This window comes from Nonomuraea sp. NPDC003707 (genome assembly GCF_053587055.1).
On record NZ_JBSFNK010000026.1, the window covers coordinates 132665 to 147991 of the forward strand.

Annotated in this window: 17 protein-coding genes; 13 read left to right on the forward strand and 4 right to left on the reverse strand. The window is 69.6% G+C overall.

The features are described from left to right. Positions 1-37: 37 nt before the first annotated feature. The 7 genes from ACWDRB_RS45865 to ACWDRB_RS45895 all read left to right on the forward strand — a co-directional run bounded on the left by ACWDRB_RS45865 (position 38) and on the right by ACWDRB_RS45895 (position 5393). Positions 38-1036: an energy-coupling factor ABC transporter permease gene (locus ACWDRB_RS45865; protein WP_449905070.1), complete on the forward strand. Its 999-nt coding sequence runs from the start codon at positions 38-40 to the stop codon at positions 1034-1036. A gap of 3 nt (positions 1037-1039) precedes the next feature. After that, positions 1040-1795 (forward strand): cobalt ECF transporter T component CbiQ, encoded by a 756-nt coding sequence (cbiQ, locus tag ACWDRB_RS45870; RefSeq protein ID WP_449905072.1) that lies wholly within the window; start codon positions 1040-1042, stop codon positions 1793-1795. Beyond that, complete coding sequence (locus ACWDRB_RS45875) at positions 1789-2526, forward strand: energy-coupling factor ABC transporter ATP-binding protein (RefSeq protein WP_449905074.1); 738 nt, start codon at positions 1789-1791, stop codon at positions 2524-2526. The genes cbiQ and ACWDRB_RS45875 overlap by 7 nt, the downstream gene beginning before the upstream one ends. A gap of 95 nt (positions 2527-2621) precedes the next feature. Further along, positions 2622-2960, forward strand: a complete 339-nt coding sequence (locus tag ACWDRB_RS45880; RefSeq protein WP_101785558.1) for an STAS domain-containing protein — start codon at positions 2622-2624, stop codon at positions 2958-2960. Between the two features lie 48 nt (positions 2961-3008). Next, the gene (locus ACWDRB_RS45885) at positions 3009-3782 is read left to right on the forward strand and encodes an SDR family NAD(P)-dependent oxidoreductase (RefSeq protein WP_357725499.1); all 774 of its coding nucleotides are present in this window, start codon (positions 3009-3011) and stop codon (positions 3780-3782) included. 7 nt (positions 3783-3789) lie between these two features. Next, entirely contained in the window at positions 3790-4554 is a 765-nt protein-coding gene (locus ACWDRB_RS45890) for a crotonase/enoyl-CoA hydratase family protein (RefSeq protein ID WP_355204451.1), read from the forward strand. Positions 4555-4769: 215 nt separating this feature from the next. Then, positions 4770-5393 carry a rhomboid family intramembrane serine protease gene (locus tag ACWDRB_RS45895; RefSeq protein WP_350733349.1) on the forward strand — a complete coding sequence of 208 codons (624 nt, stop codon included), beginning with the start codon at positions 4770-4772 and terminating at the stop codon, positions 5391-5393. Between the two features lie 3 nt (positions 5394-5396). Here the strand turns inward: ACWDRB_RS45895 and ACWDRB_RS45900 are convergent, their stop codons facing one another. Beyond that, entirely contained in the window at positions 5397-5921 is a 525-nt protein-coding gene (locus ACWDRB_RS45900) for a TIGR00645 family protein (RefSeq protein ID WP_449905078.1), read from the reverse strand. Between the two features lie 97 nt (positions 5922-6018). On the opposite strand from ACWDRB_RS45900, the gene ACWDRB_RS45905 reads away from it, so the two are divergent. Further along, positions 6019-6258: a hypothetical protein gene (locus tag ACWDRB_RS45905; RefSeq protein ID WP_449905080.1), complete on the forward strand. Its 240-nt coding sequence runs from the start codon at positions 6019-6021 to the stop codon at positions 6256-6258. Here ACWDRB_RS45905 and serC read toward each other — a convergent pair. Both serC and ACWDRB_RS45915 read right to left on the reverse strand, forming a co-directional pair. Further along, positions 6237-7346, reverse strand: a complete 1110-nt coding sequence (serC, locus tag ACWDRB_RS45910) for a phosphoserine transaminase (protein ID WP_449905082.1) — start codon at positions 7344-7346, stop codon at positions 6237-6239. The two genes, ACWDRB_RS45905 and serC, sit on opposite strands and share 22 nt — an antisense overlap. 139 nt (positions 7347-7485) lie before the next feature. Then, the gene (locus ACWDRB_RS45915; protein WP_350733356.1) at positions 7486-8592 is read right to left on the reverse strand and encodes a citrate synthase 2; all 1107 of its coding nucleotides are present in this window, start codon (positions 8590-8592) and stop codon (positions 7486-7488) included. 256 nt (positions 8593-8848) lie between these two features. Here ACWDRB_RS45915 and pdxH point away from each other — a divergent pair, with 256 nt between their 5' ends. Together pdxH and ACWDRB_RS45925 are read left to right on the forward strand one after the other, a co-directional pair. Next, positions 8849-9502 (forward strand): pyridoxamine 5'-phosphate oxidase, encoded by a 654-nt coding sequence (gene pdxH, locus ACWDRB_RS45920; RefSeq protein ID WP_363962151.1) that lies wholly within the window; start codon positions 8849-8851, stop codon positions 9500-9502. 10 nt (positions 9503-9512) lie between these two features. Further along, a complete protein-coding gene (locus ACWDRB_RS45925; protein ID WP_449905085.1) occupies positions 9513-10748 on the forward strand; it encodes an MFS transporter in 1236 nt (411 codons plus the stop codon). Positions 10749-10758: 10 nt separating this feature from the next. Here the strand turns inward: ACWDRB_RS45925 and ACWDRB_RS45930 are convergent, their stop codons facing one another. Beyond that, positions 10759-11376 (reverse strand): UdgX family uracil-DNA binding protein, encoded by a 618-nt coding sequence (locus ACWDRB_RS45930; RefSeq protein ID WP_449905086.1) that lies wholly within the window; start codon positions 11374-11376, stop codon positions 10759-10761. Between the two features lie 102 nt (positions 11377-11478). Between ACWDRB_RS45930 and ACWDRB_RS45935 the strand changes: the two genes are divergently transcribed. The 3 genes from ACWDRB_RS45935 to ACWDRB_RS45945 all read left to right on the forward strand — a co-directional run bounded on the left by ACWDRB_RS45935 (position 11479) and on the right by ACWDRB_RS45945 (position 15325). Further along, on the forward strand, positions 11479-12183 hold the full coding sequence (locus ACWDRB_RS45935) for a metal-dependent transcriptional regulator (protein WP_185070520.1): 705 nt from the start codon (positions 11479-11481) through the stop codon (positions 12181-12183). A 123-nt stretch (positions 12184-12306) separates the two neighbouring features. After that, the gene (locus tag ACWDRB_RS45940) at positions 12307-14529 is read left to right on the forward strand and encodes a SpoIIE family protein phosphatase (RefSeq protein WP_449905088.1); all 2223 of its coding nucleotides are present in this window, start codon (positions 12307-12309) and stop codon (positions 14527-14529) included. Positions 14530-14545: 16 nt separating this feature from the next. Next, positions 14546-15325, forward strand: coding sequence for an alpha/beta fold hydrolase (locus ACWDRB_RS45945; RefSeq protein ID WP_449905090.1), 780 nt, complete (start codon positions 14546-14548; stop codon positions 15323-15325). Positions 15326-15327 lie beyond the last annotated feature (2 nt).

Genomic DNA, 15327 nt, shown 5'->3' on the forward strand with positions numbered 1-15327 from the left:
CTAAAGTAGGACCGTTTGCTCTTGCAGGAGGTGTGCCGTGCACGTACCAGATGGCTTCTTCAATGCCGCGACGTCCATCTCGGCCGGGGTGGTGGCGGCGGCCGGGCTCACCGTCTGCCTACGCGGGGCGCGGCGCGAGCTCGACGACCGGACCGCTCCCATGGCCGGGCTCGTCGCGGCCTTCATCTTCGCCGTCCAGATGCTCAACTTTCCCGTCGCCGCCGGCACCAGCGGCCACCTCCTAGGCGGTGCGCTGGCCGCGATACTCGTCGGGCCGTACACGGGTGTGCTGTGTATGGCCGTGGTCCTCCTCGTGCAGGGCGTGTTCTTCGCCGACGGCGGGCTGACCGCGCTCGGCATCAACATCACGATCATGGGGATCGTCACCGTGGTGGTCGGCTGGGGGATCTTCCGGCTGGTGACGGGGCTGACCAAGGGGCGCGTGGTGGTGGCGGCGTTCCTGGCGGCGCTGGTCTCGGTGCCCGCCTCCGCGCTGGTGTTCTCGCTGCTGTTCTGGATCGGGGGGACCGCGCCGATCGAGGTGGGCGCGGTCGCGGCGGCCATGGGGGGCGTGCACGTCCTGATCGGGATCGGCGAGGCGCTGATCACGGCCGTGACCGTCAGCGCGGTCCTCGCCGTACGGCCCGACCTTGTGTACGGCGCCCGCGGCCTGGCCAAGCCGCTGGTCCTGCGCGGGGCCGAGGGCACGACCACCACTGTGGACGAGCCGGAGCCGGCCGCCGCCCCCGGCAAGCTCAAGCCGTTCCTGCTCGGCGGGGTCGGCCTGACGCTGGTGCTGGCCGGGATCGTGTCGTTCTTCGCCTCGTCCTCGCCCGACGGGCTGGAGGCGGTCGCCGAGAACAAGGGCTTCCTCGGCCAGGCGAGCGACCATCTGGTGACGTGGGGGCTGGCCGACTACGGTGACGTCGGCGGCATCCCCGTCGGCGTGGCCGGGATCATCGGCGTCGGGCTCGTGCTGCTCATCGCCGGGGCCGTGGCGTACGCCGCCCGCGGCCGCGACGCCGCCAAGGTGTGACGCGTGGGCGCGGGGCACCATCACCAGCTCTACCTGCCGGGCGACTCGGTCGTGCACCGGCTGCCGCCGCAGTGCAAGCTGCTGGCCGTCTTCGCCTTCGCGATCGTCGTGGTGGCCACGCCGAGGGAGCGGTTCTGGGCGTTCGCGGTCTACGCGGTCCTGCTGGGGGCCGTGGCGGTGGCCGCGCGGGTGCCGCTGGCATACGTGCTGCGGCGGATGGTGATCGAGGTGCCGTTCGTGCTGTTCGCCTTCCTCATCCCGGTCATCGGGCTGGGGGAGCGGACCACGGTCCTCGGGCTCTCGCTGAGCGTGCCCGGCCTCTGGGCGGCCTGGAACATCCTGGCCAAGGCCACGCTCGGCGTGATCGCCTCCATCCTGCTCGCGGCCACCACCGAGCCGCGGGTGATCCTGATCGGCGCCCAGCGGCTGCGGCTGCCGGCCCTGCTGGTGCAGATCGCCATGTTCATGCTGAGGTACATGGACGTGATCATGGACGAGATGCGGCGGATGCGGGTGGCCAGGGAGTCGCGGGGGTTCGAGGCGCGTGATCTGCGGCATATCCCGGTGATCGCCCGCTCTGCCGGGGCGCTGTTCATCCGTTCGTACGAGCGGGGCGAGCGCGTGCATCTGGCCATGCTCAGCCGGGGATACACCGGCCAGATGCCGGTGATCCAAGATATTTCGGCATCTGTACGTCAATGGGGCATCGCTCTGGCTCTGCCGGTCGTGGCCCTCGCAGTATGGGGACTTTCGTGGTGAACTCTCTCGACGTCAAGCAGCTCGCCTACGCCTATCCCGACGGCACGCAGGCGCTGTTCGGCGTGGACCTGTCGATCGGCCGCGGCGAGCGCGTGGCCCTGCTCGGCCCGAACGGCGCCGGCAAGACCACCCTCGTCATGCATCTCAACGGGATTCTCACCCCGGGGCACGGAAGCGTCACCGTGGCCGGCACGCCGGTGCGCAAGGACACGCTCAAGGAGGTCAGGCAGCGCGTCGGCCTGGTCTTCCAGGACCCGGACGACCAGCTCTTCATGCCCACGGTCAGGGACGACGTCGCCTTCGGCCCTGCCAACGCGGGCATGCGCGGCGAGGACCTCGACCGGGTGGTCAAGGACGCGCTGGAGCGGGTGGGCATGCTGGAGGCCATCGACCGGCCGCCGCACCACCTGTCGTTCGGGCAGCGGCGCCGGGTGGCGGTGGCGACCGTGCTGGCCATGGCGCCGGAGATCCTGGTGCTCGACGAGCCCTCGTCCAACCTCGACCCGGCCGCCCGCAGGGAGCTGGCCGAGATCCTGCGCTCGCTCGACGTGACGGTGCTCATGGTCACGCACGACCTTCCGTACGCGCTGGAATTGTGTGAACGTTCACTGATCCTTTCCGGCGGCGTCATCGCCGCCGACGGCCCCACGCGTGAGCTGCTCTCGGACGCGGAACTGCTGGCCGAGCACCGCCTGGAGCTTCCATACGGATTTGCGATCCCTGCGGTGTGAGGGCATTTATCCGCGTCCTGCCCGCCTCTTCCTAGTTTGTGCATGCCCGGGACCCGGGGATGTCGAAGTACAGTGGCTCATCGAGGAGGGGCCAAATGAAGCTGCGGCTTGCGCGACACGCCCTTGGCGATGCCGTGGTGGTGGCCGTTGAGGGAGAGCTCGACCTGTTCACCGCACCGTTCCTGCGCGACGAGGTGCGTGACGCGATCAAGCAGGACAGCGCCAGGCTGGTGCTCGACCTGCAGCAGCTGTCGTTCATGGACTCCAGCGGCCTGTCGGTGCTGATCGAGGCCTGGCGGCTGGCGACGGGCGAGGGCGGCGGCGTGTCCCTGGCGGCGCCCCAGGCGCCGGTGGCGCGCATTCTCCGTACGACGGGGCTCGACCGGCGCATCAAGGTCTATTCCGACGTCGACAGCGCTGTGGGTGAGATTTGACGCCCCCCGAGTAGAACTTCATTCGGTCGGCGGGTTAGGGTCCGGGATATGGACGTGAACGGATCTGCAGCAATCATCTCCGGCGGCGCCAGCGGCCTCGGGGAGGCCACGGCCCGCGAGCTGGCCCGCGCCGGCGCCACGGTCGTCGTCGCCGACCTCAACGAGGAGCGCGGCAAGACCGTCGCCGACGAGATCGGCGGGGTGTTCGTCAAGACCGACGTGTCGGACGACGAGCAGGTGCAGGCGGCCGTGGACGCCGCCGTGGCCACCGGCAAGCCGCTGCGCGTGGTGGTCAACAGCGCCGGCATCGGCTGGGCCGAGCGCACGGTCAACCGTGACGGCAGCCCGCACAACCCGGCCACGTACCGCAAGGTCATCGAGGTCAACCTGATCGGCACGTTCAACCTCATGCGCATCGGCGCCGCGGCGATCGCCAAGACGGAGCCGGCCGACGCTGACGGGCAGCGGGGCGTGGTGGTCAACACGGCCTCCGTGGCGGCGCTGGAGGGGCAGACGGGGCAGCTGGCGTACTCGGCCTCCAAGGGCGGCATCGTGGGCATGACGGTGCCCGCGGCGCGCGACCTGGCCGCGATCGGCGTGCGGGTGAACACGATCTGCCCGGGCATCATCGACACGCCCATCTACGGCTTCACGGCGAACTCCGAGGAGTTCAAGGCCAAGCTCGTGGCGCCGGTGGTGTTCCCCAAGCGCATGGGGCGGGCCGACGAGTTCGCGCACCTGGTGCACTCGCTGATCCAGAACGACTACATGAACGCCGAGGTCATCCGCTTCGACGGCGGCATCCGCTTCCAGCCCAAGTGAGGTCTCGTTGTCTGACGAAGTGCTCGTCGAGGAATCCGAGAACGTCGCCGTAATCACGATAAATCGTCCTAAAGCGCGGAATGCCGTGAACGGGGCGGTGGCGCGGGGGATCGCCGAGGCGCTGGACGCGCTCGACGCCCGCCCCGACATTTCCGCTTATGTCCTGACCGGTGCCGGTGGCACCTTCTCCGCGGGCATGGACCTCAAGGGGTTCCTGTCCGGCGACTTCCCGGTGGTCGAGGGGCGCGGCTTCGGCGGGCTCGCCGAGTCGCCGCCGAAGAAGCCGCTGGTGGCCGCCGTGGAGGGGTACGCGCTCGCGGGCGGGTTCGAGCTGGCGCTGTCGTGCGACGTCATCGTGGCGTCGTCGGAGGCCAAGTTCGGGCTGCCGGAGCCCAAGCGCGGGCTGGTGGCGGGCGCGGGCGGCGTCATGCGGCTGCCGCGCCGGATCCCGTACCACGTGGCCATGGAGATCGCCCTGACCGGCGACCACTATCCGGCGGCGCGGCTGTACGAGCTCGGGCTGGTCAACCGGATCACCGTGCCGGGGGAGGCGCTGGAGGGGGCGCTGGAGCTGGCCCGCAAGATCGCCGCCAACGCGCCGCTGGCGCTCGCCGCGACCAAGAAGGTGATCATCGAGTCGCAGGACTGGTCGCTGGAGGAGATGTTCGCCAAGCAGGGGGCGATCGTCGGGCCGGTGTTCGGCTCGAAGGACGCCATGGAGGGCGCGGCCGCCTTCGCCGAGAAGCGCGCCCCCCGCTGGACGGGCGAGTAACCGCCCGGCGTCCGGCCTCTTACGGGCGGGAGAGCCCCCAAACCACTCTCCCGCCTCCTCGGTGCCGTCCGCCGCTCCCCCGAGGGAACCTCAACCCGCTTCTCGCGGATGTGGGGCCTCGGGGTTGCCGGATTCCGTCAGGGCGGGCTTTTAGCGCGTGCATAAGTGTTCCTGGCTACGGTAAAGAAAGAGAAGGCAACGTACCGGGAGAGCGCATGAGCGACTATTCGGGTCACAGGTTCGAGTCGGCCAAGCGTGGCGCCGGGGCGCTCCTGTCCGGTGCGCTGAGCGCGCTCGCCGTCGTGGTCGCCATGCTGGCCGTGATGTGGGTCGTCGAGGGCTTCGACTTCGTGCTGAACGGCAGGCTCGACCGCGAGTTCGGCATCATCGGATGGGAGCCCGACGGCCTGATCGGCATCCTGTTCGCCCCGTTCCTGCACGGCGGCTTCGGCCATCTCATGGCCAACTCGCTCCCGCTGCTGGTCCTCGGTTTCCTGGCCGGCCTGCGTGACCTGCGCAAGTTCCTGTGGGCCAGCGTGCTGATCATCCTCATCGGCGGCTTCGGCACCTGGCTGACCAGCCCCAACGTCTACACGGTCGGCGCCAGCGGCCTGATCTTCGGCTACTTCGGGTTCATCCTGGCCCGCGGCCTGTTCGACCGCAGGCTGCTCGACATCGCCATCGCCGTCGGCGTGGGCTTCGCGTACTGGGGGATCCTGGCCGGCCTGCTGCCCAACCAGCAGGGCATCTCCTGGCAGGGCCACCTGTTCGGGCTCATCGGCGGCGTGGTGGCCGGCTGGGTGCTGCGGCGCAAGGGCCGCGAGATCCCGGCGTACTGAGGGTCAGAGATGTGACCGCGTGTGCTCCGCCGGGGAGGTGGTGAGCAGGCGGTCGATGTAGGCGAGACCGATGGCCGAGGCCACGAAGGCCAGGTGCATGATCGTCTGCCACATGATCTTGTCGTTGGGCGTCGACTGGGCCCTGATGAACGTCTGCAGCAGGTGCACCGACGAGATGCCGACGATGGCCGTGGCCAGCTTGACCTTCAGGACGTTCGCGTTGACGTGGGAGAGCCACTCGGGCTCGTCGGGATGGTCGTTGAGGTTGATGCGGGAGACGAAGGTCTCGTAGCCGCCGATGATCACCATGATCAGCAGGTTGGAGATCATCACCACGTCGATGAGCGCCAGGACCGTGAGCATGACCACGACCTCGGGCGACGGCGTCGCCGCGGTGACCGGCGCGGTGTGCAGGAACACCGTCTCGATCAGGTGCCAGAGCTCCAGCGCGAACTGCCAGACGTACACCGCCTGGGCCACGATGAGGCCCAGATAGAGCGGGACCTGGAGCCATCGGCTGGCGAACATCAGATAGCCGAGGCTCTTCGGCCGTGAGATCCCCTGACCGGATCTGACTTTTTCGGGCAACAATGTTTCCTACTAATCGAACCGGAGGGTTGGTCAGTTGGCGAGCCTGGGGTCCCTGGAACGCGCGATCATGGACGTGCTGTGGGATGCCCGGAAACGATGCGCCGCCGCGGTCAAGTCGAGGGACGAGCACGTCGCCGACCTCATGCTCGAAGCGCTCTCGGCCGGCGGCGACAGGTTGCCGGTGCTGGCCAGGTTCGCGCAGAGAGTCGAGGAGGAGGACGCGCTCGCCCTCATGCAAGAGCTGTCACGCCGTCAGAGGCGCTCGACCACGTAGTCGACGCAGACCGTCAGCGCCTCGATGTCGGCCGGGTCGATCGCCGGGAACATCGCGACGCGCAGCTGGTTGCGGCCCAGCTTGCGGTACGGCTCGGTGTCGACGATGCCGTTGGCGCGCAGCACCTTGGCCACGGCGGCGGCGTCGACGGACTCGGCGAAGTCGATCGTGCCGACGACCTGGGAGCGGAACTCCGGAGCGGCGAACGGCGTGGTGTACGCCGACTTCTCCGCCCACGTGTAGAGGCGCTGGCTGGACTCGGCCGTGCGGGCGGTGGTCCAGGCCAGGCCGCCGTTGGAGTTCATCCAGTCGAGCTGGTCGGCCAGCAGGAACAGCGTGGCCACGGCCGGCGTGTTGTAGGTCTGGTCCTTCGAGGAGTTGTCGATCGCGACCGGCAGGCTGAAGAACTCCGGCACGTAACGGCCGGTCGCGGCGATCTCCTCGACCCTGGCCAGCGCCCGCGGCGACATGATCGCGATCCACAGGCCGCCGTCGGAGGCGAAGCTCTTCTGCGGGGCGAAGTAGTAGACGTCGGTCTCGGCGATGTCGACGGGCAGGCCGCCGGCGCCGGAGGTGGCGTCCACGAGCACCAGCGAGTCGTCGGGGCCCACGCGCTTGATGGGCATGGCGACGCCGGTCGAGGTCTCGTTGTGGGTGAGCGCGTAGACGTCCACACCCTCCTCGGCCACGGCCGTCGGGTAGGTGCCGACCTCGGACTTGATGACGCTCGGCTCGCCCAGCCACGGGGCCTTCTTGGCCACCGTCGCGAACTTCGAGGAGAACTCGCCGAACGACAGGTGCTGCGACCTGTCGCGGATCAGCCCGAAGGCGGCGATGTCCCAGAACGCCGTGGTGCCGCCGTTGCCCAGCACGACCTGGTAGCCCTCGGGCAGCGAGAACAGGTCGGCGAGCCCGGAGCGTACGCGGCCGACCAGGTTCTTGACCGGCTTCTGGCGGTGGGAGGTGCCCATGAGGCTCGCGCCCGAGGCGGCGAGCGCGGCCAGTTGCTCGGTGCGTACCTTCGAGGGCCCGCAGCCGAAGCGGCCGTCGGCGGGCTTGATGTCAGCGGGAATCACGATGTCAGCCACCTGACCAGGGTACTGATCCCGCGGGGCTGACAAGGGACCGGGGCGGGAATCTGAGAAGAAGCCCACACCCAAAACTGACGAAAAAGGCCCCGGGCACCGCCGAACTCGTGGTGAGGCGGACGCGCCGGGGCCGATCCCGTCAGTTCTTGCCGGTGACCTCGGCGGCGCCGGGGACGTCGCTCAGGGGACGCGAGGCGGGGCCGACGTAGTTGGCGCTCGGGCGCACGAGGCGGCCCGTGAGCTTCTGCTCCAGGACGTGCGCGGCCCAGCCGGCCGTGCGCGCGCAGGTGAACATCGAGGTGAACATATGGGAGGGCACCTCGGCGAAGTCCAGCACCACGGCCGCCCAGTACTCGACATTGGTGGCCAGCACCCGGTCGGGCTTGCGGGCGTGCAACTCGTCCAGCGCGGCCTGCTCCAGCGCCGCGGCGACCTCGTAGCGGGGGGCGTCGAGCTCCTTGGCGGTGCGGCGGAGCACGCGGGCGCGCGGGTCCTCGGCGCGGTAGACGCGGTGCCCGAAGCCCATGAGCCGGTTGCCCTTGTCGAGCTCGCTCTGGACGTACTTCTTGGCGTCGCCGAGCTGCTCGACGCCCTCGATCATGTGCAGGACGCGGGCCGGGGCGCCGCCGTGCAGCGGGCCCGACATGGCGCCGACGGCGCCGGAGAGCGCTGCCGCCACGTCGGCCCCGGTGGAGGCGATGACGCGGGCGGTGAACGTGGAGGCGTTCATGCCGTGCTCGGCGGCGGAGGTCCAGTAAGCGTCGATGGCCTTGACATGCTTGGGATCAGGCTCACCGCGCCAGCGGATCATGAAACGTTCGACGATGGTCTCGGCCTCGTCGACCCGGCTCTGCGGCACCATCGGCAGGCCGAGGCCGCGCGCGGACTGCGCGACGAAGGAGAGAGCCATGACGGAGGCGCGGGCGAGCTGGTCGCGGGCCTCCTCGTCGGTGATGTCGAGCAGGGGCTTGAAGCCGTAGGCCGGAGCCAGCATGGCCAGGGCGCTCTGCACGTCTACGCGGATGTCACCGGAGTGGACAGGGATGGGGTACGGCTCCGCCGGGGGCAGGCCCGGCTGGAACTTGTTGTCGACCAGCAGGCCCCAAACGGCCCCGAACGGGACGCGGCCGACCAGCTCCTCAATGTCGACGCCCCGGTATCGAAGGGCGCCCCCTTCTTTGTCCGGTTCCGCGATCTCGGTCTCGAAAGCTACGACGCCTTCGAGCCCGGGTTTGAAGTCGGACATACTCGGCCGCCTCCCTTTCCCTTGCCATGTTTGGGCAATGCTGTGCCAATAGTCGGGGCCGCTTCGGGGGGTCGTTGGCATCGTTGCCCTCGTTCTCGCCCCCGAGCTTCTCCGCTCTGTTGATGTCGAGATACCGGCGGGTCAATTTAACCCCTTCCCAGGTCGTGCTCGGTCTCGGGACCCGCCGTAAGGCCAAACCCGCTGGTGAGGGGGGTTGCATGGGATCTACCACGCAAGCGCGCAAGAATACCGTCTCGTGGATGCCACCCCGCGCCCGCCCGTGCTGGCGGGGCTACGCCGAACGTACGAGGGCCGGCCGCTGCTCGAATCCGATCTCGCGTCCGACCCCATGGAGCAATTCACCTTCTGGCTCCAGGACGCGCTCGAGTCCGGCCTGCCTGAACCCAACGCCATGGTCCTGGCCACCGCCTCGTCCGGCGGCCGCCCGAGCGCCAGGACGGTCCTGCTGAAGGGCTACGACGAACGCGGTTTCGTCTTCTACACCAACTACGAGTCGCGCAAGGGCCGCGACCTGGGCGAGAACCCCCGAGCGTCACTGCTGTTCCCCTGGCATCCGATCCGCCGCCAGGTACGCATCGAGGGCACCGTGACGCGGATCTCCCACGAGGAGTCGGCCGAGTACTACAACTCGCGCCCGTACGGCTCGCGCATCGGCGCCTGGGCGTCGCGGCAGTCGGCCGTCGTGCGGTCCAGGGAGGAGCTGGACGAGCGCTACACGGAGCTGGCCGAACGCTGGCCGGAGAGTCCGCCGGTGCCCGACTTCTGGGGAGGTTTCCGGGTCTATCCGATAGAGATGGAGTTCTGGCAGGGACAACTCGACCGGATGCACGACAGGCTCCGTTATCGGCGGACACGACCCGGTTGGGTCCTGGAAAGACTGGCACCTTAGTGTTCTTGGAGTGGCGATCGCGGAGCTGGTCAAGCGTCATCTGGTAGACACCCGGCCACTCGGCGCGCCCGAGTACCGGCGGCTCTGGCTCGGCCAGGCCGTCTCGCACGTCGGCGTCGGGGCGACCGTCGTGGCCGTCGGCCAGCAGGTCTGGGAGCTCACCCACTCCTCGTTCTACGTGGGGCTGCTGGGGATGGCCAACCTGATCCCGCTGGTCGTCTTCGGCCTGTGGGGAGGGGCGGTCGCCGACGCCGTGGACCGGCGCAAGCTGCTCATCGTCGGCTCGCTCATCGCGTGGACGGCGACGCTCCTCATCCTCGGGCAGGCGCTGCTCGGCATGAGGAACGTCTACCTGATCTTCGGCGCGGTCGCCCTGAACGCCACCGGCTTCGCGATCACCAGCCCGACCAGGGGCGCGATCATCCCCAGGATCCTGGAGAAGGAGCTGGTGCCCGCCGCGAACGCGCTCAACTCGCTCGTCTTCAGCATCGGCGCGGTCGCGGGTCCGATGATCGGCGCGGTCGTGCTGGCCTCCGGCGGGTTCGCGGCGGCGTACGCGATGGACGCCCTGCTCTTCACCGCGAGCCTCTACGCGGCCCTCAGACTGCCCTCACTGCCCCCATTGGGCGAAGTGCGACGTCCGGGTGCCGGGGCGGTGCTGGAGGGGCTTAGCTTCATCGTCAGGAGCCCGGTGCTGCTGATGTCGTTCTGGGTGGACATCATCGCGATGGTGTTCGCCCTGCCGCGCGCGCTCTTCCCCGAGCTGACCGCCGACAGGTTCGGCGGCTCGATGTACGCGCTCGGCTGGATGAGCTCCGCCATGGCCATCGGCTCGGTGGCCGGGGCGCTGTTCTCCGGCTGGGTGGGGCGGGTCTCGCGGCAGGGGGTCGCGCTCGTCGTCGTGATCGCCGTCTGGGGCCTGGCCGTGGCCGCCGCGGGGCTGGCGAGCGAGCTCTGGCTGGTGGTGGCGTTCATGGCCGTGGGCGGGGTGGCGGACGTGATCTCGTCGGTCTGGCGGCAGTCCATCCTGCAGCTGTACGCGCCCGACGAGATGCGGGGGCGGCTGCAGGGGGCGTTCATGGTGGTCGTGGCGGGCGGGCCGCGCCTGGGCGACCTGCGGGCCGGTGCGACGGCGACGGAGCTGGGGGTGAGCGGGGCCTGGGTGGGCGGCGGCATCGCCTGCGCCGTCACGGTGCTGCTCGTCGGCCTGTCCGTGCCCGCCTTCCGCAATTACCGGGCTCGATAAAGGTCAGAGGTCAGACGACCTGGGCGGCCACCTTCAGGTCGGCCAGGAAGCCCGCGTACGCCTGGTCCCTGTCGGGCGCGCGTAGCACGGCGGACGGGTGCACCGTGGCCACGGCCAGCGCGTCGCCGAGCGGCACCGGCTCGCCCCGGTGGTGCGTCACGCGGAACTCCCGCCCCAGCAGAGCCCTGGCCGCCGTCGCCCCGAGCACCACGATCACCTCCGGCCGGACGAGGGCCAGCTCCGCGTCGAGCCACGGATGGCAGGCGTCGATCTCGCCGGCCGTCGGCCTCTGGTGGATCCGCCGCTTTCCGCGAAGGGTGAAGGAGAAATGCTTGACGGCGTTCGTGACGTAAACGTCTTCGCGCTCGATTCTGGCCTCTTCCAGTCCCTTGTCCAGAATGCGCCCGGCCGGGCCCACGAACGGGTGTCCCTGCCGGTCCTCCTGATCTCCTGGCTCCTCGCCCACGAGCATGAACCGGGCCCGCTGCGGACCCTCGCCGAAAACGGTCTGGGTGGCGTTCAGGTAGAGCCCGCAGCCCTGGCAGCACGCGGCCGCGCGCCGCAGCGAGTCGAGATCGAGCTGGTCGGGAAGGAACTCGGCCGCTCCTTTGTTTCCGTCCTTAAGCATCGTCGGTCGTTCTCCCAATAGGGTTCGTGTGACTTCTGTGCCCGCTGCGGACGGGCCCAGTCCCCGCCACGACCGGCGTAATATTTGATTGGGAGGACTGCCTTGACCGCACACGGCCTGATCGACACGACCGAGATGTACCTCCGCACGATTTACGAGCTCGAGGAGGAGGGCATCGTCCCCCTTCGCGCCCGCATCGCGGAGCGTCTTCAGCAGAGCGGCCCCACCGTGAGCCAGACCGTCGCCCGCATGGAGCGGGACGGCCTCGTCCGCGTCGAGGGCGACCGCCACCTGTCCATGACCGATCTGGGCCGCACGCTGGCCACGCGGGTCATGCGCAAGCACCGGCTGGCCGAGTGCCTGCTCACCCAGGTGATCGGCCTTCCCTGGGAAGAGGTGCACATCGAGGCGTGCCGCTGGGAGCACGTCATGTCGGAGTCGGTCGAGGCTCGCCTGGTGACCCTGCTCGACAACCCCACCGTCTGCCCGCACGGAAACCCCATCCCCGGGCTCGCGGAGCTGGGCGCCAAGGAGCCCCCCGAGGGCGGCGCCGGGGTGCTGACATCGATGTCAGACCTGGCGGGGCCGAGGGACACGCCGGTCGTCGTGCGTCGAATTAGCGAACAAGTGCAAAGCGATCCTGCTGTGATGCTTAAACTCAAGCAAGTTGGGATACAACCCGGACGCGAGGTGACGCTCGCGGCGAGCGACGACGGTGTGCGGGTGACAGGTGACGGTGACGCGAACGACACTCCCGCGGAGCTTCCGCGCGATGTCGCCGCGCACGTTTTTGTCTCCAAGCGCTGACGCGCGCGCAGCGGCTTGGTTGAATCCCTCCTGGGAGGCCCTCCACTCTCCCCTGGCCAAGACTGTTGCAGGAGCGCCCGTGGTCCACTTTGCGTGCATGCCACCCCAAGGAGTGGTCTCCGGATGAATCGATGGGGGGATCTGTCACAGGAAACGGCTGATCACCTGGGTGCCGGATCTGTGCTCGATCACGCTGAGATGGCGGTGATCGTCACCGACCGTTTCAGCAATCTCCTCTATTGGAACCCCTTCGCCGAGAAGCTCTTCGGCCGTCAGGGCAAGTCGCCTTCACGTGACGCGTCCGTCCTGTCCCTCGGGATCATGGAGAAGGACCACCCGCTGGCGGTCGAGCTGGCCAAGCACGTGCTCAAGGGCGGCGTGTGGGAGGGCACGTTCGACGTCAGGCGCGGCGACGGGACCATCATCTACGTACGCGCCCAGGCCGTGCCGCTGCGCCACGCATCGGGCTCGGTGACGGGCATCGTCATCATGGCCCGCGAGGCGCTGCGCAGCAACGAGCGGGAGAAGGACCGCTTCGGCCTGCTGGAGCGCATCGGCGAACGGCTGGCGGGCTCGCTCTACGTCGAGGAGACGCTCAAGCGGGTCGCCGAGATGCTGGTGCCCCAGTTCGCCGACCACTGCTTCATCGAGCTGATGGAGGGCGACCGGCTCGTACGCCGGGTCTCCCAGCACGTCCAGGGATGGACGCCGCCGTCGGGCACCTGGAAGCCGCTGGGCGCGGAGATCCGCTACCCCTCAGGCCACTACGCCGACACGGCGCTGCGCCGCCAGGAGACGATCCTGGTCGAGAGCTTCGCCACCAGCAGCTACCCGGCCACCAGCGAGGGCAGCGCCCGCCTGTGCGGCGAGATCGGCATGACCTCCGCCATCGTCGCCCCCCTGCTGGTGCGCGGCGAGACGCTCGGGCTGATGTATCTGGGTCTGTCCAACCTCACCGACCGGCGCAGTCCCCACTACGACGCCTTCGACCGCGACTTCGTCGGCGCCATCGCCACCCGGGTCGCGCTCGCCATCGACAACGCGCTGCTGTTCGAGGAGGAGCGCCACACGGCGGAGTCGTTCCAGAAATACCTGCTGCCCCGGGCGCTGCCGCAGCTCGACGGCCTGGAGATCGCGGTGCGCTACTACCCGGCGGCCCCGCTCGCCTCCCACGGCCAGGGCATCCAGACCCAGGTCGGCGGCGACTGGTACGACGTGATCCCGCTGTCGGCGGGCCGGGTCGGCATCGTGATCGGCGACGTCGAGGGCCGGGGTGCCAAGGCGGCGGCCATCATGGGCCAGCTCAGGGCCGCGCTGCGCGCCTTCGCTCAGGACGACAAGTCGCCGGCCGACATCCTGGCCAGGCTCGACGAGTGGACCCGCATCATCGCCACGCCCGAGCACGACGACAACGGCGCCGAGGTCAGCATCCCGCCCATCGTGACCTGCCAGTATCTGGTCTACGACGCCTGGTCGCGCCAGCTGTCCTTCGCCAACGCGGGCCACGCGCCGCCGCTGCTGCTGGTCGACGGCCAGTGCGTGGAGCTCGACATCGAGGAGGTCGGCCAGCCGCTCGGCGTCCACGCCAAGGGCCTGCACGCCGACCTGGTCTACAAGGAGGAGACGCGCACGCTGCCGCCGGGCGCGGCGCTGCTGCTCTACACCGACGGCCTGGTCGACCGCCGCCCGGGCCGCGACGGCCAGGTGCCGAGCGAGCAAGAGACGCTCGGCGTGCTCTGCGAGAAGCTCGCCAAGATGTCCGGCGCCGAGGTCGAGCGCATCGCCGACACCGCCACGGTGGCCGTGCCCGGCGAGATCGACGACGACATGGCGATCCTGGTCGTCCGCTCCAGCGACGTCGACCTCGACGTCGAGGAGCGCACGTTCCCCGCCCAGCCGATCATGGTGGGCGAGGCGCGCCGGATGGCGTCGGAGGCGTTCTCGAGCTGGAACGTGCCCGAGGAACGGGCCGAGCTGGCCTGCCTGCTCGTCTCCGAGGTCGTGACCAACGTCGTGCTGCACGCCGCCACCGCCACCGTGCCCCGCAGGGAGCTGGTCGTGGAGGGGCCGCCGCTGCCGTTCGACGAGTCCTGGGACGTGCCGGGCTTCGAGGACGAAGTGGTCGGCGACAAGGAGTTCACGCTGAGGCTGCGCAGGGGCGAGGAGTCGGTCTGGGTCGAGGTCTTCGACCAGGACCTGCGCCTGCCGCGCATCCGCAGCGCGGGGGAGAACGACGAGGGCGGGCGCGGCCTCTACCTCGTCGACCAGCTGGCCAGGCGCTGGGGATCACGTCCTACCAGGGAAGGCAAAGCCGTCTGGTTCGAGATTCCCACTCGCGGGAGATGAGTGATTAGCTGACCGTATGGAGCTGGCCTTCGAACGACGGGGCACCGGCGCGCCGCTGATTCTCATCCACGGGATCGGCCATCACTGGCAGGCGTGGTTGCCGGTGCTGGACCGCCTGGCGGCCGCGCGTACGGTGATCGCGCTCGACCTGCCCGGCTTCGGCAGATCCCCGGGCCTGCCCGAGGGCGTCACCTACACCGCGGAGTCGCTGGCCGACGCGGTCGAGTCGTTCTGCGCGGTGCTCGGCGTGCGCGAGCCGCACGTGGCGGGCAACTCGCTCGGCGGCTACATCGCGCTGGAGCTGGCCTCGCGCGGCGTCGTACGCACGGCCACCGCGCTGTCGCCGGCCGGCTTCTGGTCCCGGCCCGAGCTGCTCTACTGCCAGTCCGTGCTGCGCGCCCTGCGCGCCTCGGCCCGGTCGATCCCCGCGAGACATACCGCCAAGGTGGCCGAGAACCCGCTGCTGCGAGCCGTCTCGACCGGGATCCTGGTCGCCCACCCCTCCAGGCTCTCCGCCACCGCGCACGTCGCGGCCATGCAGGCGCTGGCCTGGGCGAGCGGCTTCGATGAGACGCTTGAGTCGTTCGCCGGCCTGATGCCGCCCGCCCCGCCGAAGTCGCCCATCACGATCGCGTGGGGCGAGCACGACCGGCTGCTGCTGCGCCGCCAGGCCGTGCGCGCGGCCCGCTGGTCGGGGCAGCGGGTCAAGCTGTTGAAAGGGTGCGGTCACGTGCCCATGAGCGACGCCCCCGACCTCGTCGCCCGCGTCATTCTGGAATCCAGCGCCATTTCGTAAGT